This window comes from Sulfurovum lithotrophicum, assembly GCF_000987835.1.
GTDB lineage: Bacteria > Campylobacterota > Campylobacteria > Campylobacterales > Sulfurovaceae > Sulfurovum > Sulfurovum lithotrophicum.
The window spans coordinates 765,345-789,843 of sequence record NZ_CP011308.1 but is presented as its reverse complement, the minus strand read 5'-3'; the positions used below and the strand labels follow the sequence as shown (position 1 = coordinate 789,843).

Annotated in this window: 22 protein-coding genes and 1 tRNA gene; 4 read left to right on the top strand and 19 right to left on the bottom strand. The window is 41.9% G+C overall.

The features are described 5' to 3' along the window. Positions 1–124: 124 nt before the first annotated feature. Both YH65_RS03860 and YH65_RS03855 read right to left on the bottom strand, forming a co-directional pair. Entirely contained in the window at positions 125–400 is a 276-nt protein-coding gene (locus tag YH65_RS03860; protein ID WP_046550711.1) for an acylphosphatase, read from the bottom strand. Positions 401–402: 2 nt separating this feature from the next. Then, positions 403–840 carry a hypothetical protein gene (locus YH65_RS03855; RefSeq protein WP_046550710.1) on the bottom strand — a complete coding sequence of 146 codons (438 nt, stop codon included), beginning with the start codon at positions 838–840 and terminating at the stop codon, positions 403–405. A 101-nt stretch (positions 841–941) separates the two neighbouring features. Here YH65_RS03855 and YH65_RS03850 point away from each other — a divergent pair, with 101 nt between their 5' ends. Beyond that, positions 942–1,727 (top strand): sulfite exporter TauE/SafE family protein, encoded by a 786-nt coding sequence (locus tag YH65_RS03850; protein ID WP_046550709.1) that lies wholly within the window; start codon positions 942–944, stop codon positions 1,725–1,727. Positions 1,728–1,736: 9 nt separating this feature from the next. Here the strand turns inward: YH65_RS03850 and YH65_RS03845 are convergent, their stop codons facing one another. After that, complete coding sequence (locus YH65_RS03845; protein WP_046550708.1) at positions 1,737–2,525, bottom strand: DUF7477 domain-containing protein; 789 nt, start codon at positions 2,523–2,525, stop codon at positions 1,737–1,739. Between the two features lie 151 nt (positions 2,526–2,676). On the opposite strand from YH65_RS03845, the gene YH65_RS03840 reads away from it, so the two are divergent. Next, a complete protein-coding gene (locus YH65_RS03840; RefSeq protein WP_046552013.1) occupies positions 2,677–3,765 on the top strand; it encodes a tRNA pseudouridine(13) synthase TruD in 1,089 nt (362 codons plus the stop codon). Here the strand turns inward: YH65_RS03840 and queC are convergent, their stop codons facing one another. After that, positions 3,766–4,434, bottom strand: a complete 669-nt coding sequence (queC, locus tag YH65_RS03835) for a 7-cyano-7-deazaguanine synthase QueC (protein WP_046550707.1) — start codon at positions 4,432–4,434, stop codon at positions 3,766–3,768. It abuts the gene before it with no gap. 54 nt (positions 4,435–4,488) lie between these two features. Between queC and ybeY the strand changes: the two genes are divergently transcribed. Both ybeY and YH65_RS03825 read left to right on the top strand, forming a co-directional pair. Beyond that, positions 4,489–4,932 (top strand): rRNA maturation RNase YbeY, encoded by a 444-nt coding sequence (gene ybeY, locus YH65_RS03830; protein WP_011980952.1) that lies wholly within the window; start codon positions 4,489–4,491, stop codon positions 4,930–4,932. 9 nt (positions 4,933–4,941) lie between these two features. Beyond that, entirely contained in the window at positions 4,942–5,874 is a 933-nt protein-coding gene (locus YH65_RS03825; protein ID WP_046550706.1) for a calcium/sodium antiporter, read from the top strand. A gap of 307 nt (positions 5,875–6,181) precedes the next feature. Here the strand turns inward: YH65_RS03825 and YH65_RS03820 are convergent, their stop codons facing one another. The 15 genes from YH65_RS03820 to gyrA form a co-directional block, all read right to left on the bottom strand. Then, on the bottom strand, positions 6,182–6,973 hold the full coding sequence (locus YH65_RS03820; protein ID WP_245609234.1) for a 3'-5' exonuclease: 792 nt from the start codon (positions 6,971–6,973) through the stop codon (positions 6,182–6,184). 5 nt (positions 6,974–6,978) lie between these two features. After that, on the bottom strand, positions 6,979–7,449 hold the full coding sequence (locus YH65_RS03815; RefSeq protein ID WP_245609223.1) for a transglycosylase SLT domain-containing protein: 471 nt from the start codon (positions 7,447–7,449) through the stop codon (positions 6,979–6,981). A 169-nt stretch (positions 7,450–7,618) separates the two neighbouring features. Beyond that, positions 7,619–9,721, bottom strand: a complete 2,103-nt coding sequence (locus YH65_RS03810; protein ID WP_046550703.1) for a helix-hairpin-helix domain-containing protein — start codon at positions 9,719–9,721, stop codon at positions 7,619–7,621. Positions 9,722–9,931: 210 nt separating this feature from the next. Continuing rightward, positions 9,932–10,570, bottom strand: a complete 639-nt coding sequence (locus YH65_RS03805) for a hypothetical protein (protein ID WP_046550702.1) — start codon at positions 10,568–10,570, stop codon at positions 9,932–9,934. An 8-nt stretch (positions 10,571–10,578) separates the two neighbouring features. Next, complete coding sequence (locus YH65_RS03800) at positions 10,579–10,974, bottom strand: hypothetical protein (RefSeq protein ID WP_046550701.1); 396 nt, start codon at positions 10,972–10,974, stop codon at positions 10,579–10,581. Positions 10,975–11,075: 101 nt separating this feature from the next. Next, a tRNA-Asn gene (locus YH65_RS03795) sits at positions 11,076–11,150 on the bottom strand. A gap of 76 nt (positions 11,151–11,226) precedes the next feature. Further along, positions 11,227–12,141, bottom strand: a complete 915-nt coding sequence (locus YH65_RS03790; RefSeq protein WP_046550700.1) for a radical SAM protein — start codon at positions 12,139–12,141, stop codon at positions 11,227–11,229. A 21-nt stretch (positions 12,142–12,162) separates the two neighbouring features. Beyond that, a complete protein-coding gene (locus YH65_RS03785; RefSeq protein ID WP_046550699.1) occupies positions 12,163–13,386 on the bottom strand; it encodes a type II toxin-antitoxin system HipA family toxin in 1,224 nt (407 codons plus the stop codon). Beyond that, positions 13,386–17,693 carry an NACHT domain-containing protein gene (locus YH65_RS03780; RefSeq protein ID WP_052746079.1) on the bottom strand — a complete coding sequence of 1,436 codons (4,308 nt, stop codon included), beginning with the start codon at positions 17,691–17,693 and terminating at the stop codon, positions 13,386–13,388. The genes YH65_RS03785 and YH65_RS03780 overlap by 1 nt, the downstream gene beginning before the upstream one ends. Positions 17,694–17,781: 88 nt before the next feature. Then, a complete protein-coding gene (locus tag YH65_RS03775; protein ID WP_046550698.1) occupies positions 17,782–18,642 on the bottom strand; it encodes a virulence RhuM family protein in 861 nt (286 codons plus the stop codon). A gap of 112 nt (positions 18,643–18,754) precedes the next feature. After that, positions 18,755–19,039, bottom strand: a complete 285-nt coding sequence (locus YH65_RS03770) for a helix-turn-helix domain-containing protein (RefSeq protein ID WP_046550697.1) — start codon at positions 19,037–19,039, stop codon at positions 18,755–18,757. A gap of 130 nt (positions 19,040–19,169) precedes the next feature. Next, complete coding sequence (gene hemE / locus YH65_RS03765; RefSeq protein ID WP_046550696.1) at positions 19,170–20,210, bottom strand: uroporphyrinogen decarboxylase; 1,041 nt, start codon at positions 20,208–20,210, stop codon at positions 19,170–19,172. Further along, the gene (locus tag YH65_RS03760; RefSeq protein WP_179944240.1) at positions 20,210–20,731 is read right to left on the bottom strand and encodes a YqhA family protein; all 522 of its coding nucleotides are present in this window, start codon (positions 20,729–20,731) and stop codon (positions 20,210–20,212) included. Before YH65_RS03760 ends, hemE begins: the two co-directional genes overlap by 1 nt. Then, on the bottom strand, positions 20,731–21,771 hold the full coding sequence (locus YH65_RS03755) for an aspartate-semialdehyde dehydrogenase (protein ID WP_046550695.1): 1,041 nt from the start codon (positions 21,769–21,771) through the stop codon (positions 20,731–20,733). The genes YH65_RS03760 and YH65_RS03755 overlap by 1 nt, the downstream gene beginning before the upstream one ends. A gap of 3 nt (positions 21,772–21,774) precedes the next feature. Next, positions 21,775–24,297 (bottom strand): DNA gyrase subunit A, encoded by a 2,523-nt coding sequence (gene gyrA, locus YH65_RS03750; RefSeq protein ID WP_046550694.1) that lies wholly within the window; start codon positions 24,295–24,297, stop codon positions 21,775–21,777. Positions 24,298–24,499: the final 202 nt, after the last annotated feature.

Genomic DNA, 24,499 nt, shown 5'->3' with positions numbered 1-24,499 from the left:
TGCGGTGGGCAATGCCCACCCTACGGGACTGTTTTCCTCATGTGGTGGACATGAATGCGCCACCCTACGACAACAAATCTTTTTTTCTGAAAAACATACCAACATCCTCCATCTTCCATCGCATTCAATACCTTATCTCAAAACCATCCGTATTAAATTCTGCATCATCTATGATCTCATAGCTTATCTCTTCGACAATGCTCAGAGGCGAGCCCTCTTTTAGTATTTTCATGACACTGTCGAAATCATCATCAAAGATCTCAACTACCACTTCCACGGTACCATCAGGCAGGTTTTTCATGTACCCTTTTATCTGTTTTCTCATCAGGGCCTGTGAAACGAACTTTCGGTAGAAAACTCCCTGCACCCTCCCGTAAATGATAAATCTGTACCACTCCATCTTTATACCTTGCACTCCTCTTTTAAACTCTGAAGGAATTCAATGATACGCATTTGAAAGAGTGCTTCATCATCTTCATCCTCTACACATTCATGCAGCTGCATCAAAAGGCCGATATCGATCTTATTGCAGAAGCGTTTTACCTCTTTGACCTCTCTGTTGACCTGTGCGACAAGGTGTTCAAAATCCAGACCGTTATCAGTCATGATCTTGGTGTGAAACTCATAAACTGTATCGATCAGAAGTTCCGCACGCTCCTGATCGTCATGATAGATCGTATGGGCGATCTCTTTGAGCTTCTGCCGTTCACATTCGTTTATCTCCCCATCCGATGTGATCATCAGTGTCAGCAGCTTTGCACGAAACTCCAGAGAGCTGTTGTGGTAGACCAGCACCTCCCTGAACATTTTCATGACATTTCTTTTGAATGTTTTAAGCATTATATTCCTTAGAGTATCACTTGTTATTAGAGGTTAACTTAACACCATTTTAACAAAAAAAGACTATAGTTTTATAATTTTTAAACCAAAGCGAGATAATAATGAACAATATTGATCTGCTCATCATCCTGAGTACGGCTTTTCTCGGCAGTGTAGGACACTGCATCGGTATGTGCGGAGGAATCGTCGTTGCTTACAGCTCAAGCAAGATTGATCATAAGGCTTCATGGGTAAGACAGACCATCTCACATCTTGCCTACAACTTCGGAAGGGTTACCACCTACAGTATATTGGGAGCTCTGTTTGGTCTAATGGGAAAAGCCATAGCCTTTACCCCGACGACCAAAGGAGTGCTCTTTGTCATTACCGGTATCCTGATGGTGGCTGCCGGGCTTTCCCTGCTGGGAAATCTCAAGTTCCTCAATTCGGCAGAATGGTCTGTCTCGAAGAACAGATGGTACCAGGACATGTTCAGGAAACTCATCAGCAGCAATTCTCTTTCAAGTTTCTACCTGCTCGGGATGCTCAACGGTATCATCCCCTGCGGGCTGGTCTACTCTTTTGCCATCTTTGCGGCAGCTACGGCCAGTCCGCTCTGGGGTGCCATCGTCATGGCTACCTTCGGTCTTGCAACCATTCCGGCACTCTTCTTTTTGGGAACAGTCACGAAGTTCCTTCAAAAGGGCTCCTTGAGAGGTACTATGATGAAACTGGCTGCTATGCTTGTGGTTTTTTACGGATTCTACACACTCTATAAAGGCTACAAATTCATTGCACATCCCAAAGAGATGCAGCAAATGATCGACAGTATGCAGACAGGAAGCGTGAAAAGCAAACTGGAAGGAAAGTGCGGAGGCATGAAATGTGCCCCCGGGAAATGCGGATGATCCCGGTGATCAGTCCCTGCCGCTGGCAAGATCGATCAGGTAATAGCCTTTTTTCCAGTTTTTACGGATCGTTTCCTGGAAATCCTCAATATCTTTATTGTTGGCGAAGAGTTCTTCTCTCTCTTTGGGATAGACAGCAAAAATAAGAAACCATTCGCCTGCAGTGTATTCGATGTTCACCAGTCTGTAACCTGCTTTCCAGCGTTTTTTGATCTGCGGACTGACAAGTTCCCACTCATCGACCATGGTATAGGCCTGATCCTTGAACCCGGTATTCTTGGCAAATATACCTGTCCAGTAGCCCTCGGCAGCTTCCACATCTATGAGCATATAGCCCTCTCTCCAGTGTTTGACAATGATTTTTTCAAAGTCATCGCGGTATCTTGTCGATTCGAACAGAACATCTTCGTACCTGCTTCCCTGCGCAAAGATCCCCAGCCAGTCACCTGCCCCATACTCGATATTGACCAGTTTAAATCCTTTCGCCTCATATGCTTTGACCGCCTCTTTGAACTTTTGAATATCACGTCTGTGCATGTAGGCCTGCTCCTTGTAGTCCGTACCTTCTGCATAGAGTGCCATCCAGGCATCATGTCCGTAGGAGACGTCGATAAGGTCATAGCCTTTTGCCCATTCATTCTCAATGTTCGTTTTTAAATGTGCAAGACTTTTGCTGGTCGTATAGGACTGGCCGGTAAAACCTGTATCTTTTGCAAAAAGCCCCACCCAGAATTCTGCTGCCATGACGCTTGCCGGTACCAGCAATGCCAGCACTGCAATTTTCAAAATCTTTTTCATCTATTCTCCTCAATAAAATTATAAAACTGTATAAGTTCAACTGAACTATATTGTATCGAATATCTGATAAAAAATGGAGTGGAATGGGATGACTTCCCAGCGTGACACGACAGATGTATCATACGGTGATAGATTTGGCTATAATTCCGGTATGAATCATATTAAGACCTATGCCTACGACCATTCACCGCTTCACTTTGACTTCAAGCAGACCATTGAACGTTTTTTCGTTGAGGAAATACCTCTCTATGATTTTACGGGAATAGGAAATTTTCTCATTCTCAAGATCAAAAAGACTGATATGAGCACCTGGAAACTCGTGACCGTTCTGGCAAAAGCAACCGGACTTCAGGAACGCGATATCGGGTATGCGGGTCTGAAAGACAAAAATGCCACAACCATACAGTACATCTCTTTGCCTAAAAGATATGAAAAAGAGCTCAACAAAAATCTGACGACCGAACGCGTGGAAATACTCGAACGTACCTATAACAAAGCTCCCATCAAAATAGGCCATCTCAAAGGAAACCGTTTTAGCATTGTATTGCACAAGATCAACGAGAAAGATGCGAAGTTCTTCAACACCACTGCCAAGAAAATGCAGGTGGACGGTATACCGAACTATTACGGCTACCAGCGTTTTGGAGAGGACAGCCAGTCCTACCTTCAGGGCAAGGAGATCGCACACAGCGGAAAAAAGCTTAAAGGGAGCAAAGAGAAACTGCTTGTTTCCGCCTATCAGAGCCACCTCTTCAACAAATGGCTCGCTTCACGCGTCAAACTTTCTGCAGTCATTGCCAAAGAGAAGCCTGACAGCGCTGCCAAAAAACTCAAATATCCTCCTGAGCTGGTCAAAGTACTTGCCAAACAGCCGCAGTTCTTCAAACTCTTTCTGGGGGATATCATCATGCCCTACCCTTACGGAAAACCCAACTATGTCAAAGATATGATGCAAAGCGCCCTGGCATTCAAACAGGCAAAAATCTCTCCGACAGGACTGCTCTGCGGTGCCAATGCCATGCGTGCCAAAAGTGACGCCTACCATCTCGAAGAGCCTTTTGACGATACGGAACTGAGTTCACTCAAGGGAGACAGACGTTTTGCCTGGATCTGGCCCAAAGAGGTCGAAACAACATATCAGAAAGAGCAGCAGAAACTTACCGTGGACTTTTACCTTCCCAAAGGCGCTTATGCCACAACTTTCCTCGAAGAGATCGGGAAGTTCTCACTTAAATCCTAATCATTTTTTGTAGGGAATGGGGTCTTTCACCCCGGCCAGCCCAAATCCGCGCAGGCGCAGGCGGCAGCTGTCGCAGACACCGCAGGCTGCATCTTCCGCCTGATAACAGCTCCATGTATCTTCAAGGGGAACACCCAACTCAATGGCTTTTTGTACGATCTGGCTCTTTTTCAGTGAGACAAGAGGCATCTTTATCTCGATGTTCGTCTCATCTTTCGTACCCAGGTTGATCGCTTTCTGCATCTGTTCAATGTAGCTTTCACGGCAGTCCGGATAACCGGAACTATCCTCCTCAACCACACCGATGAAGAGTGCTTCAGCCCCATGTTTCTCTGCAATAGCCGCAGCAATGGAGAGGAAGATGCCGTTCCTGAAAGGCACATAGGTCACCGGCACACCTTCTTCCAACCCTCCGGTAGGAACGTCAATACTTTTGTCCGTCAGTGCCGAGGCACCAATCTGTTCAAAGAAATCAAGATCGATCTCGTAAGATTCCGAGGCATTCAGCTCCTGAGTGATCTTTCGGAAACATTCCAGCTCTTTGTTCTGGGTACGCTGTCCATAGTTAAAATGCAAGGCAATAATCTCATAGCCCTCTTTCTGTGCGATCTTTGCACTTAGAGCACTGTCCATGCCTCCCGATATAATACAGACTGCTTTTTTACCCATTACGATATCCTAATTTTTAATACCATTTTACCAAGATTTGGGTAAACTTCGGGCATGCATACTATAATAGAACTGGATAATCAGACCACTTTAAATGTCGATATCGAAGCCCTCGAGAAGATCGCGCAGTCTTTGACCAACAGAGAGATAGAACTCATCATCACGGACAATGAGAACATACAGGAACTCAACCGGGAATACAGAGACAGGGACAATCCCACCGATGTTCTCAGTTTTCCGCTGGAGACACCCTTTACTGAACAGAGTGTCTTTGATATACCGCTGGGGACGATCGTCATCTCGGCTGATTTTGTGAGAGAAAGAGCAAAGACATACGGCCATACAGAGCAGGACGAACTCAAACTGCTCTTCATACACGGACTCTTGCATCTGCTGGGATACGACCATGAAACGGATGAGGGCGAAATGCGCCAGAAAGAGCGGGAGATCATTGAAGAATTCGGTCTGCCTTCCAGTCTTATCATACGAAACGATTAAAGGAAACCGATGAATTTTGTCATTTTTGTCATCGCAATGGGTGCGCTCATCTGGGGTGCTGAACTCATCATCAAACAGAGTGAGAAGATCGCACTGAAGTTCAACATTCCCGAATTCATCATCGGGGCGACACTGATCGCACTTGGAACTTCCCTGCCTGAAATGGCAGCGAGTGTCGCTGCAAGCATGAACCATAAACCGGAGATCGCCATCTCCAACGTGATCGGAAGCAACATACTGAACATCACGCTGGTACTTGCCAGTGTATTTCTCATTGCCAGAAGCATCAATCCCAAACGTGATTTCTTTGCCAAAGACAGTACCTGGGCCCTGGTTCCCGTTCTGATCTTCATTCTGATGATCCTCGACGGTGTCATCTCCCGTTTCGATGCCATCCTGCTTCTGCTGCTCATGGGTGCCTACCTGCTCTTTTTACTGCAGGATGCCAAAAGCATCCCGCTTGAGGAGCTTGACGATGTTGATGTAAGCCACTTCTCATGGGTTATTGTCATTCCCATACTCATCGGAGCCTTCATACTGGTGATCGTCGGTGCGCATTTCACCGTAGAGAGCGCTTCGGAGATCGCCAAGAGTTTCGGTATCTCCGAGTGGATCATCGGTATCGTCATGATCTCCCTGGGAACCTCCATGCCTGAGCTCGTCGTCAGTATCTCCGCTGCGGTAAAAGGGAAAGTCGATATGGCTATTGGTAACATCATCGGCTCGAACCTCGCCAATACAACCGTGGTGCTTGGCTCAGCAGCGCTGGCAAACCCCATGCCCATCAATGCACCTGCCTACCTTTTTGACATCGCGACGATGATCGTTGCGACACTGATACTCGTATTTCTTACGGCGAACAAACTCTATACAAAATCGGCCGGTATCAGCCTCATAATTATTCTGGGACTTTTTCTGAACAATACAATACAGAGTATGTAATATTCAGATGTATTTTTATTAACAATGGATGCTTGAGATCTTCCCCAGTATCTCTCTATATATGCCAAAATATGCCAAAGCACCATAAAATCACTCACAGGATAGTGCCCTTCACCACTGAAACGACAGAACGCACAGATATATTGCTGGCAGAGAGTAAGCACATCGTCGTCAGCTGTAACCCCACCATACTCGATCGGACAGCACACTGGTGTAATTTGGCCCGTGAAGTCATTACGTGTTCAGTTGCGGATGCATGAATGGTCGATCTGAAGGGTTAACCCTGGATTATACTGTTCGTTTATTATCAGAACCGGAGAAGTTCCGCCTCTTTTCTCTCCTGCTGAGCCTTGTTCCAAAAAAATTCTTTCTGTTTCAGCCAGTGGGTGAGCGTATACTCCAGGTCGGGCCAGTCGGCTGCCATATTGGCATACATCCAAACCAGATCGAGAGGACTTTTTTCAGATATCTCTTCAAAGCTCTTCCCTTTGTATTTGCCAAACGTGATCTTCTCCAGCATCATAGGTTCTACCGTAAGAGTCACCAGAGCATCTATGTCACCACCTGCCTTTTCAAGAAGCAGTTCAAAGAGAACATAGTGCCACAGGGCATCACTCAGTGCATCATGCGCATCGATATCTTCCAGGCCGATCTTTTTAGCTATGGCTTCCGCTTTTGAAGTGAGCTTGTAGCCGGTAATGAGATCCCCCAGTTTATAACTGTTCGCCTCTTTCAGCAGGAGTCTCGCACATTTGTCCGTGTCGATCTTTTGCATCTTCAAAAAAAGCTCTTCATGCTCAAGCATTGCAACATCAAGCTCATTTCCGTGCGCAATGAAATAGTTGGAAGGTTTGTTTCCCTTCTCAAGTTCTATGAAAGCATCTGTCTCATAGGGCCAGTATTTGTCTTCAAGCATGGCATTGGTAATATTATGTACGGCTATCACCGTGTCGTTCATCTCTATATCGGTATAACACAGATCGTTGAACGCTTCTATCTTCTCACCCTGCACTTTCAAAAAAGCAAGTTGGATAAGTCTGTCGTTCTTCAAGTCGACACCTGTAGATTCTACATCGACGCAATAGAGTGTGGGAGTCATAGGTTTCACACTTCCCTCATTCTATTTTTCCAATACTCTATCCATGTTTCTCTTAATTCATTTTTATTTACGTTTCTGTATTTCTTTGGCAAGTTTCTTCTCAATCGCATATAGGCTTTGTTGGAAAGGTTTTTATTTGTCATTATACACACAAAACCTGTCGCTCCCTGCTGATGACAGCCATAAACGGTAAAAGCATCTGGCTTGAAGCCATATTTTTTGAGGTTGTTTATGTTGTCTTCCAGCAGCGCGGTAAAAATCTTGTCCTGATTTTCAGGTTTTTTCCATTCCCTGTGAGGTATATTGAGTTTTCTGGTGTAATGTTTTGCGGTTTTCGGCATGATCTGGTATTTCCCGTATGCCCCGGAACTTTTGTTCACCGTGGTATATTCCCCATGGGGTGTTTCAACCTTCACGATCTTTGTTTTGATCTTCTCAAGTGAAGGCTCCCCACAGCCCTGTAACCCTATTGCCAAAAGGCTCCCTGTGATCATAACCAGATATTTCCTCATATTAAAACAACTCTCACCTTCATTATGAATAATCTCTCTCTTTGTTGAGAGTATTATAACCCTGGAAGATGAATGTATTAAAAATAATGATTAATCAATGGATAACCGGAATAAATGCTTAGTGCGTGGAGGTTTATAAAATGCTCTTCAAACTCAACCTCACCTTCCCCTTCTCCACATCGATCGAGATCACCTCAATCTGAGGCAGATACTGATTGACCGAAAGCACTTCAAGCGGATGGGCAATACGTTTATCACTCATTTGGGAGATATGGATCATCCCGTCATTCTTCAGTCCTATATCCACAAAGGCGCCAAAGTCGGCAATGTTCCTTACCACACCTGAAACGATGCTTCCTTCTCTAAGCATGGAAATATCTGTCATATCATCTTTGAAAGGAATGGCCGGAAGCTCTTCCCTGGGATCAAAGCCGGGTTTTGCAAGTTCTTTGATGATATCTTTAAGTGTCTCTTCTCCCACATTCAGTTCCTGTGACAGAGCTTTTGTGTCGATATCACCGCTGATCTTTTCCAGTGCTTTGGCAACACTGTAACTCTCCGGGTGGATACCGGTATTGTCAAATATACTTTCCCCGTCACGTATACGGATGAACCCGGCCAGCTGCTCATAGGCTTTGGCGCCAAGGCCTTTGACTTTCAGAAGCTCTTTTTTGCTTTTGAAAGGTCCGTTCTTTTCTCTGTAGGCTACGATGCTCTTTGCCAATTTCGGCCCTACGCCTGCTACAAAGGAAAGCAGGGAAGCTGAAGCGGAATTCACATCGGCCCCTACCCTGTTCACCAGGTCTTCTACACCTTCATGCAGTTTTCTCTCAAGCAGTTTCTGGTCAACATCATGCTGATACTGCCCTATTCCCAATGACTTGGGATCTATCTTCACCAGCGCAGCCATCGGATCACGTACACGTCCTGCTATGGAAATGGCTCCTCTGATAGTTACATCCAGGTCGGGATATTCTTCTGCCGCCACTTTGGAAGCCGAATAAACAGATGCCCCTGCTTCTGATACGACCGTATATTTCAACTGGCCGTTTAGCTCTTTGTTGATCTTTGCAAAGAACTCCTGCGTCTCTTTGGATGCCGTACCGTTCCCTATGGCTATCCCCTGTATATTGTATTTTTTTACCAGGTCCAGTACTGTTTTTCTGGAACCCTCATAATCACTCTTCGGAGGTGTAGGAAAAATCAAGGCATCATCCAGGTACTTTCCGTTCTTATCGAGTACAGCCAACTTGCATCCTGTCCTGTAGGCAGGGTCAGCTCCAAGAAGTACTTTATTGGTCACTGGCGGAGTCATAAATAACTGTATCAGGTTCTTTCCGAATACCCCGATAGCAGCCAGATCGGATTTTTCTTTGAGCAGAGCGAATACTTCTCTTTCAATGGAAGGAAACAACAGCCGTTTGAAACCATCCTTGTAGGCTTCCAGCAGCAATGTTTTAGAGCTGTCCATGTATTCTTTGAGTTTGTAGCGTTTGAGCGTATCGAAGTATCGTTCTGTATCCATAGTGAGTTTGACAGATAGCTGCTTCTCTTTCTCTCCTCTTTTGATGGCAAGGTAGCGGTGCGAGGGAATGAAAGCCACCTTCTCTTTATGGTCTTTGTAGTTTTTATAGACACCCTGTGCTTCAAACTCTTTTCCGGTTTTGACTTCCAGCATCCCGTGTTTGAGAAGAAGGTCTCTAAGAATGGTACGTTCTTTGGCTGTATCAGCGTATCTTTCGGCAATAATATCCTGGGCTCCCTTGATGGCTTCGGGAACATTCTTCACATTCCCTCTGGCAAACTGTCCAGCCTTCACTTCAAATTCTTTCCTGCTCAGCTTTGCCGACTGGAGTATATTTGCAAGTGGTTCCAGGCCGTTTTTGACGGCAGTTGATGCTCTGGTATTTTTTTTCTCTTTATACGGTCGATAGAGGTCTTCAAGGATTGTGAGGGTGGCAGCTTCTTCTATCTGGCCACGGAGTGCCGGGGTGAGTAGTTCCTTTTCCAAGAGAATATGCAGAATCTCTTCTTTGCGTTCAAGCAGCCTTTTGGATGAAAGATAGGCTTCGTAGAAATCACGTAACTCACCATCACTGGCACCGCCGGTCATCTCTTTACGGTAACGGGCAATGAACGGGATGGTGGCGCCCTCTTCCAGGAGTTTGAGAATATTGCTGATGACTTGGGGTTTGAGATTTGTTTTATTTGAGAGGAGTGTGACGAGGGTTTGCATGGGTTATGGATACTTTGTATATTATTTGAAGGAAACCTCTAATAATAGAGGATATCCTTTAGGGATATTATAGCGCAAAGGTTATCGAAATCATAAAGTAACGTTCGCAATATATGCTTTTATCTGGCTTTCAGGAAAAGAGGTGAGTATTGCCTGCCACCTCAAAGGTATCAGGATGACAACACAATAGAAAAATTCGTCATCAGCTTCTTATATGGCGGCAGGCGGCAGTTTCGACGGCTGTATAGATGCGACCTGTGTAATGCGGTGCAGGTAAGCCGATTCGATATAGCGTTTTTTGGATTCAAGCTCCCGGATCTTCTGTTCCAGTGAGGAGATCTTCCGTGTGATAGGTTCGGTCTTGAGCAAAAGGTTCTGTTTTTCAAGTTCATGGTTCAGGAGTGTCAGCTCAAGATTCCCTATCTCCGCTTCCAATCTGTCCAGTTCTGTATACCTGTTTTGAAGAAGACTTTCACTCTCTTTGGAGTGGCCCAGATTCTTCAATTCATCTTCAAGTTCGGAAACGACCACTGTTTTTTGGATGTACTGATCCGTCAGACGCTGCAGAAGACGCAGGGTATACTCTATCTCTTTTTCCACCGCCGTCAGGGTATCATCATACGGTTCTTTTTGTTTAAACAGCATCTCAAGCTCAATGCGGGCACTGTCGATCCTGTGTGTCCAGCTGTGAAGCTCCTGGGCGTAATCGGCTATATTTTCTTTGTAGCGGCTGTCAAGCGCACTGAGTGCCATGGCTACTTTAGCCGCGGTCTGCCCGGAGAGTTCATCATGCTCTTCCATGGAGGAGGCAGTATTTTTTTGAATGGACATATGTTCATGCTGTGCCATAGTCTCTCCTATGCATTTTCAGCAAGCCGGTTTTGTACCGTCTGACGTTTCTTCTGAAGTTCTTCGATCTTGCTGACAACCTGATTTTTTGTTCCCTCTTTCAGTTTGAGCTCCAGGTTTTCGATCGTATGTGCCTGTTTCAATATCTCTTTTTCAAATTCCCGCTCTCTTTGCAGATGACGCTGTTCATTTTCCATATTGTCCTGGCTTAACTGTAGTATCTTCTCTTCTTTTTCCTGCAACAACTGTCTGTCTCTGGCCCTTCCTCTCATCAGTATGATACTGATGCCCGCCAGCAATAAAAACAGAGAGACCGTACCTGTATAGAGTGAAGTCTGATAGATCGGTGTTTCTGCTGCCTGTACCGTATGTACAACAAGAAAAAGCATAAGTAGTTGTTTCATATATCATTCCTTGGAATTATAGTAAGGTATATAGTAAGATATAACTACTTAAGGAGACCTCTAAAATAGGTGATATGATTGATATTTGAAGATTTTTGAAGTGGCTCCGGCACGAGGATTCGAACCTCGGACCAAATGATTAACAGTCATCTACTCTACCGCTGAGCTATGCCGGAACAATGATTGAAAGAAGCGAGTGCTTGTTTCGTGGGTGAGATTATAGACAAAAAGTCCTTTAATGTCAAGAGTTTTTTAAACTTTTTTGTAAAATTTTACACCATTTGTCTCTACAAGCTTTATTTTGTGTTTATGCAGAAGATTTTCAACCCGTTTTTGGCTCTCTTCATCAAAAAGTACTTCTATATCTTCCTGTGTCAGAGGGCGTTTTGAAAGGGTTTCGAGTATCTCTTCATAGGAGTAGCTCTCCGGGGAAGCATCTGTTTTTTTGCGTGAGGCGATGTAGACCGGCAGACTGCTGTCAAAGAGATGACTGATCTTCAGGAGTTCTTCGTAACTTACCGGTTTGACATCGAATGCCGGAGGTCTGTCTATAGTGCCTATGTCGATGCGGGTCGGTCGAAGTTTCAAAAGGAACTCATTAAGCTTGGCAATCTCCTCTTGGGAGTCATTGAGTGTCTTGACGATAAGTATCTCTATGACCAAAGGACCTTTATACCTCTTTTTGAATGTCAGCATTCCCGCTTTGATATGCTCTACATCGATACCCAAATGGGAACGGTCCAGTTTTTTGAGGCACTTCTGGGTCGCGCAGTCCAAAGAGAGCTTCACCTCATCGAGCTTCAGCAGGGCATCCTGTACTTTGGGGTCATCGATGCTTGCAGCATTGCTCAGGATAAGTGTTTTGGTATGACCTTTGATCTTGTTGATCTCGTCTATCAGTTCTGAAAGGTGAGGATACAGTGTGGGCTCACCATTGGCTGTGATGGTCAGAAAATCAATATCTTGATGTTCCTGCAAACCCTTTTTGATCGCATCAATGATCTCTTCGACACTCAATACCTCATCCTGTCCCACCATAGTCTTTGCGGGGTCCAGCTCACAGTAGAGACAGTCAAAGTTGCACTGCTTTTTGCCCGGGCTCAGATCAACACCGAGCGATTTGCCGAAACGGCGGGAGTGGATGGGACCAAAGATGATATTGTTCATAGGTTTCCTTTATAACTGCTATTATACTCTCAATGTTTTTAAGTTCTTTTCTATAGTCTCTATTGTCTTTTTTAAAATATCCAACTCTTTGGCTATCTCTTGCCATCTGCTTACGCCGTAGCGTACTTCTTCATAAATCTGTGGTGCTTCTTTAATGCCATGCTTTTTGCCCATCTCCAGCAAATCTTTTTTTGCAGGGTTTTTCCCATTTCCAAGATACATCGTGCTGTGCTCGCCACCGGGACCATAGGAGAAAGTGGCATCATAGAGCGGTGAGAGTCTCCATCTTCCTTTTTCATCCATTAGAAATGAGAAGTTCTTGGCATGGTCATCACGGTTATGGCTGAGTAGGTTAAAACATGCCAGGCGGTACATCTTTTTTTGCTCTTGTACATTTTTGGTGAGGTGTAGTGTCAGACTTAGCAAGTCATCATAGTCAAGTGTCGGGTACCTAAAGTCACTGTGCGTCAGCCCTGCTACAGAGTGCATATGCACCCTGTTGTCTCCTACCCTGTCAAATCGCTCACAGGCAAAGTAGCTTCTGTTCTTACCTTGAAGCAGTGCCGTTTTTGGTACTTTAAGCCCGGCCTCTTTTGCCATACGTGCATAAGCATATTCTATAGCGCCTATCTCACGGCTGTCTGTAGAGGAAGCAAATTTCACCATGTAGTGAGAAAACCCCTCTCTCAGTTTTTGTCGCCCATGGATGATCTGCTTTTTGTCGTCACTGAGCTGTACCAACACCTTAGGTCTTGCCCCTGCTGACGAGCCTCCCAAAAGAAGTAGCTCATCGACCATCTCATCACTCCTGCCTTCGAGTATGATATCTGCATGTTCTGCCAGTGTATCTAAAACTATCTCATCAGGCAGATGTTCCATATCTTGGTGTGGTTCATAACTCAATGCTCCCATGGCATGAGAGCCTACATAAGTCAGTCTATCTAACGGAGTCAAAGCATTGGGGTTCACATCCATCCCCACCAAATGCCTATCCATCAACAACCGTCCCCACCCATCAGGCAACGAATCTGAAAACACACCCCACAATCCCTCAAAAGGGCTGTCATCACATCTTTTCAGTCCTGCTTTGAGTGGTAGTTTATAGGGTGAGAGTTCTAATCCTGTTTTTAAGAACTCTTTATCGTATTCGAAGTAGATTTTTTTGTCTTTTATGGCTAGGGTGCCGACTTTCTGAGTTTTTTGTTGGGTTAGGTGGATGGTTAAGGTTTGAGTATTTTTCTTCATTAAACCATATCTGCAATATTAAGTTTGATATTGTATCTTTCAAATTCATGCTCTGCGTCTTTAATATTCATAATACCCGTACCATCTAAAGCAACATATCCACTCATTTGCATAACACCAAAATTATCATCCCTACCAAAAGATGGTGTAATGACTTGTTTTTCACCTAATAGTGTCCAACAAATAGTTAAATTATTTTCTGAAAGGAACTGTAACAGCTTGTCTTTTCTAACCATTAAATATGGATTTGATTCATGATAGATACTTGGATCAAAACAGATAATTTCTCCATCTTTGTCTATAAAATGACCCTCTTTTTCTGAGTATCTCATTTTCAAACCTTCAAAAAGTATATTAGATGGCTTATTCATCCCCAATGAACCCTCTTTTGAATAATCAAACTCCGATTCCCAATAGTATTGTGAAGTTGTCAAACCAATTTTATGTGGATATTTTGCTTTTAATTTATAACTATCTATTTCTGACCACTCTTCATATCCATAATATGGGTTTTGAAAAAAAGTATAGGTGTCAGACCAGTAGAATTCTCTATTAAACATTTGATAATGTTCTTTAGCATCAGGCATCCAATTGTTCCAAAAACTTTGATTTTCAGCCCATGTTTTAAATTCATCAATATGTTCATTTGGAATTAAATAACCATGTAAAATATACCAAGCTTTTTTATATACTATATCAGATTTATTAACCCCTTTTTTAATTGGTTCTATCCAATTAGGTGTAGAATTTAAAGCAACCCACTCTTGACCACCATCATCAGTAAAAAATATTGAACTTTTCGGGTTTGGTATATCTTCTGTAGAATTTATCCACTCTTTATTATCCATTTTCCATTGAAAGTTTGTTTTAACACTCCACCAAAGTTTACTATCGGTCTCTATATACCAATTAGATTTAGTCTCTTTCAATAAAATTGTAGGGTCTATATCTCTAACATAAGGTTCATATGTTCCTTGATAATCAACATATTTTTTTTCTTCACCATTCCATCCACTACTTGGGTCTACTATCCTAAAATTATCTGTTATCCTAGCTAAAGTATCATGCATCGCTATCCACTGATACTTTTTACCTATCCTCTCTATCTTATGACTATGCCTATCATAGCTATATCTATTTTTCTCTTGGATAGATTTTTCAGCATCATTAAAAAAACTTCCATCATATCCATATTCTTCAAATATCTTTCTAGTTGCATAATTGCTAATTAACTGTTCATCTTTTTTACATTCAAAGTAATGTAAATTACTACCGAATACATACCTACCAAAATCTCCATATCCTCCATATCCCCTACCATTACCATATTCCGTCATCATTGATGATATTATTATACTCTGATGATAACCTTCTTCATCATCCTTATATTTATCTAAATCCTCATTTGTTGGCAATTTTTCTATCTCTGGGAAATAACTTTTATATGGCGGTTTTATCTTTTCTAAATCTACATCTAATTCAATGCCTAAATACGCCATATAGTCAATTGTACTTTTAGCATAATCTCTTAGCAAAATATGTGGAATAACTTCTTCTTTATCAAAAATGGCATGATAGATATACTCTCCTAACTCTCTTAATCCTTCATTATTTTCTGTCCCAACCACAACACCAAAAGCAACAGCAAACAGTCTCTCTTGTATATATAATTCATCAATATCTTCAAATTTTTTCAAAAGTTCTAAAAGAACGGTAATCCTACCTTGTAATATTGAGATTAATGCTTTTGTTGAGGAGTCCCTTAATTGTCTATTAGATGTTGTCAAAAACCAAGATAATGTTATTGAAGTCAAAAGCAAAGACTCATCTGATACATAACTTTTATCTTCATCTGACCATGACCAGTCAATGAGCCTTTTTATAGGATTTATCCCATAATCTAAATAAATTTCATTCAACAAAGGTATAAACCAAACATCCCTATCTTTCATAGAAAAGTCTTTTAAGTATTTATGCATTAAATTTGCATTCAAAGGATGATTGGCATTAGAAGCAACTAAAAAGAATGTTTCAAAAATATTTTTTTGTATATATTGGTTGTCTATATTTTTTACTATTCTTTCTACTGTATGTTGAGAGATACTATCTACTTTTCTCCACAGTAAACCTTCAAAAAAACTTTCAACTAAAACTTGATTTTGATCTACCATATCTATAAGTTCTACCTTACAAACCTCAGGAAGCTGGATACTCATAGCATCGATGATGCCTCTGTTATAATACATCTTATCATCCTCAAAATAACTATTGAGAGGTTCTTTTTCAAAAGACTCTTTAGGGTTATCTCCATCTAAAAATTGTTCAAATAAATATTTTACTTTTAAATGATCCTCAAATCTTTCATATGCAAAATAGACTGTTTCATGATACTCTTTTATTTCATAATCATATTGGAGATTTTGTGTTAAGAGACCTTCTGAAATCAAGTCATCTAATAATCCACTATTTAGGCCATATTTAAATGAAATTTCTTCAACTTTTTCATACGCTGTAGCATATAGTATAACTTGATTTTCAAGACTTTGGATAATTAAACTATTTATAATTTTACTTAGAAGTTTTAATCTTTTTAAAGGTGGATATGTACGTATTAATTTATCTTCAACACCCTCTATAAAAAAATTTATAATATTTGATATGCCTTCATATCCTTTAGGCACTTGGACAAGTCCTTTTTTTTGTAATCCCTCACAAAATAATTTTAGAAATAAAGGATTTGAAAACTCAGGATGAAGTAATGGTATAGCGGGCTGCTCAATATTATAGTATTTAAAAAATATTTTTGAAGCATCATATTCCATCTCATCAAAACCATAATGTGTCATAATCGCTATACTTTCATCATTTTTTATTCTTTCTGGTATAACTAAATTAAAATATGAAGAACGAATACTCAAAACCAAACCTAACCATTCATATTTTTTTATAGACTCTACAAAGCTTACTAAATAGTCACTCCAAAAATTTCTACCCTTTCCTTCATTAATCGCATCTATAAAAATAATTGTTCTTTTTTGATTAACTTCTGCTTTAGCATTTAAAGCCCCTAGAAATTCATCTTCATGACATTTGAGTCTTAATAAATCATCTAAAATTTGACTCCATGGAGATTTTTCTTGCATAAAATGCTGACCTAATAAAAATATAGAATCACTTCCATCTTCTAGTCTTTGATTTATGATATCCGCCAATAAATGGGATTTACCAATTCCTGCTTCACCCTTTAAAATCATATAAGGGTTATTTGCTAATTTAACAAATGACTTATTTAGTGTGTATTTAAAATTATAGAGAGAATCATTAGCATTTCTTAAATCACGGATATAGCCATCGAAACTAGTTGACGTTCTATAATTTCTTTCAGTTTTTATATTTTTTTCTTTAATCTCTTTTTCGTTTAGACCTTCTAATAATTGAAAAATCTTTTCTGATATTGATTCTACGTTATTCAGATGATTTTTAATTATTTCAAAATCAATTTTTTCTATTCCTATTAGATTTAATTTAAAATAGTCTGATTCAAAATCCAATAAATTATTATTTAATGTCTCAAAATTAACTATCAAGTTTTTATTAACGTGGTGACGATTTAATAATTTTCTAAAATTAACCATCATATCATGATAAAGGTCATCTATTTGTTCTTTAAAAGAATTATTTCTACTTAGAGCATTGAAGTTTTCTATAATCTCTAATTCCACATTAATTTCAGGAGTATATCTAGCACCAAGATCACTTATAGCTAATTCATTTTGATTCTTAAACCACTTATCAGACAAATCAATTTCACTAAAAAAGAATTTTTTCAAGCCAGCATTTTCTTCTTTTACTAATCTCTCAATAAATTCAAAACTTCCCCAATAAACAATATCTATTTGTCTACCATAAGTATCTAATGCAAACTTTTTCCATTGCTCAACTTTTTCATTCCACTTATCCATAAACCATTTTTGATTATCAATCCGTGGGTCTGCTCTATCTAATGGAATAGCTACATAATACTGAATCATATTAGGATGTTTCGCCAAAGCAGTTTTAAATGACTTTTCTACTTGATTCCATTGTGTATCTCCAGGAGTTGATAAAAACCATTTTGCCTGAAAACCTATTTCACTATTATCATCTAAAGAGATATAACATTCAACACCACCATCAGGATTACCGACTTTTATAAACTCTTTTTTATTTTCGATAGGCTCTTTTTTTACTAATTGACAAAGGAGTTCTTCAAATGCATTATTTTGAGAACTTTCTAAGCTTATTATATTTGTCCAATTAAAACTCATACTAATACCTCATCCATATTCTTAGGTAAATCCTTACCAGCACTACAAATAGTAGAAAAATCCCAAAAACACTCCAAAACAAACCCCATCACTTCAACCTCTCCAAAAGCCCCAAACTATCTTCATCCATCTTACTAAAAGCAAACCATTTCTTACCCAAATCCTTTAGACTTGCTCCTATGTGATAAATCTCAGTATCATCAAGTATCAAAAACCTATCATGTGAGACATCAAATTGTTTCAGTTCTATATGGTGATATTGGGAGTTGTACTTTTTAAGGTCAAGTTTGAGTTGCTTAGTGATATTTTTGGTATATACCGTGACTTGAATATTCTGATTTTTACTAAAATGAATTAGAACACTTTCATCTATGTAATTGTCTATCAGCTTAATGGAATCCTTCGCACTTTTGATAAGGTTTGCAATAAACACATAAGCATCAAATACCTGCCCATCATAAAAAATACCCTGTGTGGGTTTTAAGGATTTGTCTTGTAGTTTTGTATCAATATCGGTTACTTTATTTTGGAGAGAAAGCACCTCTTGTTCTAGTGCTACGAATCGTTCATTGGTAATCTTGTCTGTGTTTATAGTATAACCATCTCTAATGTACTGTTTTAGTACAGAAGTAGCCCATTGTCTAAACTTTGTAGCTTTGATAGAATTTACTCTATAGCCCACTGATATAACCACATCAAGGTTATAATGTTCTATATTTCGTGCAACTTCTCTTCCGCCTTCATTTTGAACTGTTCGGAATTTCCGAACAGTTGAACTTCTGTTCAATTCATCGCTATTGAAAATGGCTTTAATATGCTCACTAATATTTGCTTTACTCGAATCAAACAGCTCAACTATCTGTTTTTGTGTAAGCCAAATAGTCTCTTCCTGGATAGATATATCAAGTTCTATTTCTCCACTTTGATATATCGCTATATGGTTATTCATATTCTTATCTCCAATTTACACACTTGTACAAAGAGTATCATATATTTTTCAAAGTCTTACAAAATATAGCATATTGCACCCCAAGGGCATTTCTTTCAGGCACATGTTTTTACTATTTACCACTTTCTAGCACCTCTACAATACTCCCAAACCTCTCCTCCTCAACCTCACACAAAGAAGAGAAATCCCCCAAACAATCCAAAACAAAAGCCAACTTCAAAAGCGATTCCAAAGATATCTGTCCAGAACGCTCAAAGCGTTTGAGTGACCCAAGGCTCACACCAGAACGCTCAGAGAGTTCGGTTTGTGTATAACCCAAAGCTTTTCTACGTTGTCTAAATTTGCTTTTGAGAGTATCCATCATATCTGATGGCGCAGGAGGAAGAAAAGATAACATATTAGCCCTTATTGGTTTATATACTACAATATAGCTAAAATATTATTTATTGTTCTTAAAGAATGGAGGTCAACCCCAAAAAATCTTTGGGGTCAAAATTGGAGTCATTTTGAGGACAAATGGAGGTTTATTACTTTTTACCGCTCACTCTCTGACACTCACTTACAAAGTGTTTGGCATTCTCAACAGGCACATCCGGAAGTATCCCATGCCCGAGATTGAAGATGTGGCGTTTACCACCCATGACTTTTTGAATGGCTTCTACACACTCAGTGGTCGCTTCTTTGCTGTAGAGTCTACACGGCTCCATGTTGCCCTGGAGGACGTATTGGTCTCCCAGTTTCTCTTTGGCCAGTGCCATTGGCGTTCCCCAGTCTACACCGAAGACATCGAAGTTTCCGTATACAAGCCCTCTTTCAATGAATGCAGGGATGCCCTTAGGGAACATGATAATAGGAGTATCCGGGTATTTTGATTTCAGATGATCTGCTATCTCTACCATATATTTCCAAGAAAATTCATCATATTTACCCGGTTCAATAGCAGATGCCCATGAATCAAATATTTGTACTACATCAATCCCTGCTTCGATCTGCTTCTCCATATAATATTTGACGACTTCGGTCACTTTAGCAAGAATGTTATGCAGCAGTTCCGGGTTGGAATACATCATCTTTTTACAAATGTTGTAGGTTTTGGTTCCCTGTCCTTCTATCATGTAGGTTGCCAGCGTCCATGGTGCGCCGGTAAAGCCGATCAGGGCCTTGTCCTCTACCAGACGTTCTTTAATGAGCTTAATCGTATCGTATACATAAGTCAGTTTGCTTGCTGCCTCTTCACCGCCGATAAGCCTGTCCACATCGGCCAGTGTCTTGATAGGGTCGGAGAACTTTGGCCCTTCTCCCTTGACAAAACTCAGATCCATTCCCATCTCATCGGGGATAACCAGAATATCGGAGAAAAGGATCGCGGCATCCACACCAACGATATCGACAGGCTGGAGTGTGACCTCACATGCTTTTTCAGGGTCGTGGCACAAGTTGAGGAAGTTTCCTGCTTCTGCTCTTACTTTCATATACTCTGGCAGGTAGCGTCCTGCCTGTCTCATCATCCATACCGGTGTGTACGGTGTCTCTTTGCCTAAACAGGCATCTACAAATATTTTAGACATTAATGTTTTCCTACCTTACTTAAAAAATATAATCCTACAGAAACTGCAGTGATCGAAAGTGCCAGATAAAACAGCTCCAAGGGCTGTGTGTATTCTGCCAAACCTACTTTTTTGAAAAAACCGACCACAAGAACCATCACGATCACTTTGGAGATCTTGTCCTTGAGCTGGTCGAGCGAGTGGATCGAGAGGATCTTGTTCTGTCTCTCATCATCCGTTTTTGCCACATCTATATCGGAGATAAAAAGCTCATAGAGCCCAAAAGAAAAGAGCAGCATTACCACTCCGATCAGATAGAGGTCCACTGCTCCGATGATCTCACCAACAACTTTCTCGTGGAACTTGTTCGGATGCAGATGGTTAACATAAACATCAAACACAAAGGTCGATACATGATAGACATCGAAGCTGGCTACGATGAAAAGTACCACTGCACCTATCAGACCAAAGATGACAGCCAGAAGGACCATGAAACGGGTCGCCCATAGGCTCCACTCGAAGCTTTGTTCCAACCATTTCATCAAACAGCTTCCTCCAACTTGATCCACTTCTGCGCGATCCGTACTGCATTGGTCGCAGCACCGACACGTACCTGGTCAGCCACACCCCACATATGCAGTATGTTCTCGGCAAAGATATCTTTTCTAATGCGCCCTACATAAGTATAATCCGTATCTGTCGCTATGATCGGCATAGGGTATTCACCTTTTTCAAGGTCGTCTATGACTTTGACATTCTCGAAGTTCGCCAATGCTTCCCGTGCCTCTTCCACACTCACGTCTACCCCTTCTCTGAAAGTGATCGTGATGGACTCGGAGTGCGAACGAAGCACCGGTACTCGCACACAGGTCGCCGAAACGGCAAAGTCTGAGTGCATGATCTTGTTGGTTTCATTGACCATTTTCATCTCTTCCTTGGTGTAACCGTTCTCCTGGGGTACATCGATCTGGGGAATGACATTGAGAGCAATTTGATGTGAAAATGCTTTGATCTCCGTCTCATCAAGTTTGAATGCGAAGAAGTCCTGCATCTGCTTTACCAGTTCTTCCATCCCCGCTTTTCCTGCACCGGAAACCGCCTGGTAGGTACTGACATCCACTCTCTTGATCCCGTACAGGTCATCGAGCGGCTTGAGCAGCTGGACCATCTGTATGGTCGAACAGTTCGGGTTTGCTATGACCCCCGTATCCTGCCAGAGTTCGATATCTTCAGGATTCACTTCAGGTACGACCAAAGGCACATCCGGGTCCATTCTGAAATGCGAAGTATTGTCAATGACCACTGCCCCTGCTTCTACTGCAAATCTGGCGAATTGTGCCGAAATGCTTCCACCTGCCGAGAAGAAAGCGATATCAATATCTCTTCCCTCAAATACTGTTTCAGTCAACTCTTCTATCTTGTAGGCTTTCCCCTGGCATTCTACCTCGATACCTACCGAGTTTGCACTGGCAAGCGGCAGAAGATCTCCTATGGGGAACTTCACCTCTTCCAATACTCTGAAAAGCTCTTCACCTACGGCACCCGAAGCGCCAACCACTGCTACATTGTATTTTCTTTTCACGTTCTATACCAATCCTAATGTATTATCGTTATTGTCATCTTTTGTTTCACTGCCTGCTTCATTTTCAGAAGGTTCCTCTTCAGGCTTCTCCTCTTTCTGGCATTTAGCCATACTGACTACTTTGTCCTTTTTTTCTACAGAAACCACTTTCACACCGGAAGTATTTCTTCCCGCTTTACGGATGGTCTCCATATCGACACGTATCATTTTACCGACAGAAGTTAAACACATCAGGTCTTTGTCCTCTTCCACCATGACTACACCGACCACATCACCGGTCTTAGGCGTGAGTTTCATCGAGATGACACCTTTACCTGCACGGTTCTGTTCACGGTATTCGCTTGCTGTTGTACGTTTGCCGAGTCCTTTTTCAGAGAGCATAAGGATCTCATCATCTTCACTTTCCAGCGTAGTCGCACCACAAACATAGTCACCGTCGATCTTGAACTTGATCGCCGTCACACCACGCGATACACGTCCGATCTCTCTTGCATCTTCCACTTTGAAGCGGATACAGAGACCTTTTTTTGTCGCCACGAAGAGCCATTTGGTCTCAGGCTTGACGATCTTGGCTTCTACCAGTTCATCATTTTCATCAAGGTTGATCGCCCTGACACCGTTACTCCTGATGTTGGAGTATTCGGAGAGGTTCGTTCTCTTGACGATACCATTTCTCGTAAAGAAGACCAGTCCTTTCTCTTCAGAGAAGTCTGTTGTCGGAATGATCGCCATGATCTTCTCGTCAGGCTGAAGGTTGATCAGGTTGACCACCGCCTTGCCTTTTGCCGTACGCGAACCTTCCGGAATACGGTAAACCTTCAGCCAGTAGAGCTGTCCTCTGTCAGTGACGAACATCAATGTATCGTGCGTATTGGAGGTAAAGAAGCTCTCGATGAAGTCGTCGTCATAAGTAGTAACGGCTGTTTTGCCTTTACCGCCTCTGTGCTGCTTCTCGTAAAGCTTCACAGGAACACGTTTGATGTACCCTCTGTGCGTGATCGTCACGACCATCGGCTCGTTGGGAATAAGGTCTTCAATGTCGATATCGTCATAATCATCCACGATCTCGGTACGTCTCGGTGTACGGTATTTCTCACCGATCTCGATAAGTTCTTCACGGATGATCTGGTTGATTTTCTCTTCACTTTTGAGAATACCTTCAAGGTAGGCAATAGTCTTGAGAAGTTCTGCCAGTTCATTCTCGATCTTCTCGATCTCAAGTCCGGTCAGACGTCTCAGGCGCATCTCGAGAATGGCTTTTGCCTGAATCTCGGAAAGCTTGAAACGTGACATAAGGTTCTCTCTCGCCTCCACATCATCCGAAGAGGCACGGATGATCTTGATGACCTCATCGATGTTGTCCACAGCGATCTTCAAACCTTCGAGTATATGGGCTCTCGCTCTCGCTTTTTCAAGATCGAAGATCGTTCGTCGAATAATGACCGTTTTCCTGTGGTTCAGAAAAAGGTCGAAAAGTTCTATCAGGTTGAAGACTTTCGGCTCTTTGTTGGTAATCGCCAGCATGATGATACCGAAGGTCACCTGCATCTGCGTACTTTTGAAAAGGTTGTTGAGTACGATCTCGCTCATCGCATCACGCTTGAGTTCCATCACGACCCTGATACCCTCTCTGTCCGATTCGTCACGGATCTCGGAGATCCCTTCGATGTGTTTGTCACGCACCAGCTGGGCGATGTTCTCGATGAGCCTTGACTTGTTTACCTGGAAAGGAAGCTCATCAATGATGATGATCTCTTTGTTACCCTTCTGCTCGATATGCGTCTTTGCACGTACCTTGATACGTCCACGACCTGTCGTGTAGGCATCAGTAATCCCCTTGCGTCCGAAGATGATACCGCCTGTAGGGAAATCCGGACCCTGAACGATCTTCATCATATCTTCAATGCTCGCTTCAGGATTGTCAATACGTACTACCAATGCATCGATCAGCTCATTGAGCCTGTGCGGAGGGATGTTCGTTGCCATACCGACTGCAATACCGCTTGAACCGTTCAGAAGGAGATTCGGCACACGTGAAGGAAGTACATCCGGCTCGGACATGGAGTCATCATAGTTGGGAACGAAATCAACCGTATCTTTTTCCAGATCACTCAGAAGTTCTTCTGCGATCTTCGTCATACGCGCTTCGGTATATCTCATCGCAGCCGCATTGTCACCGTCAACCGAACCGAAGTTACCCTGTCCGTCCACAAGTGGTGCCTGCATGGAGAAGTCCTGCGCCATACGTACCAGCGCATCATAGACCGAGTTGTCACCGTGCGGGTGATACTTACCGATCACATCCCCGACGATACGCGCCGATTTCTTATAGGGACTTCGGTGCGAAAGACTCAGATCGTTCATCGCATAGAGAATTCTTCGGTGTACGGGTTTGAGTCCGTCACGCGCATCGGGCAGCGCCCTACCGATGATAACGGACATAGAGTAGTCCAGATAGCTTGATTTGATACTGTCTTCGATCAGCACCTCTTCAACATTATTATTATCGTCAAACAGATCAGACATTTTTATCCTTACTTGTAAAGTGGAATGATTTTATCCAATGGAGACAGTGAAAAGGCTTAAAAAGCGCTCAAAATCGCATTTAGACGCTTTAAAACGGATTTTTGTAATTCTTTGTAATTTTTGATTAACATAATATTTTTCTTTTAAGCGCTCATTTTCCCGTTTTAATAACACTCTCATTTATTAACATTTTTTAGGCTAT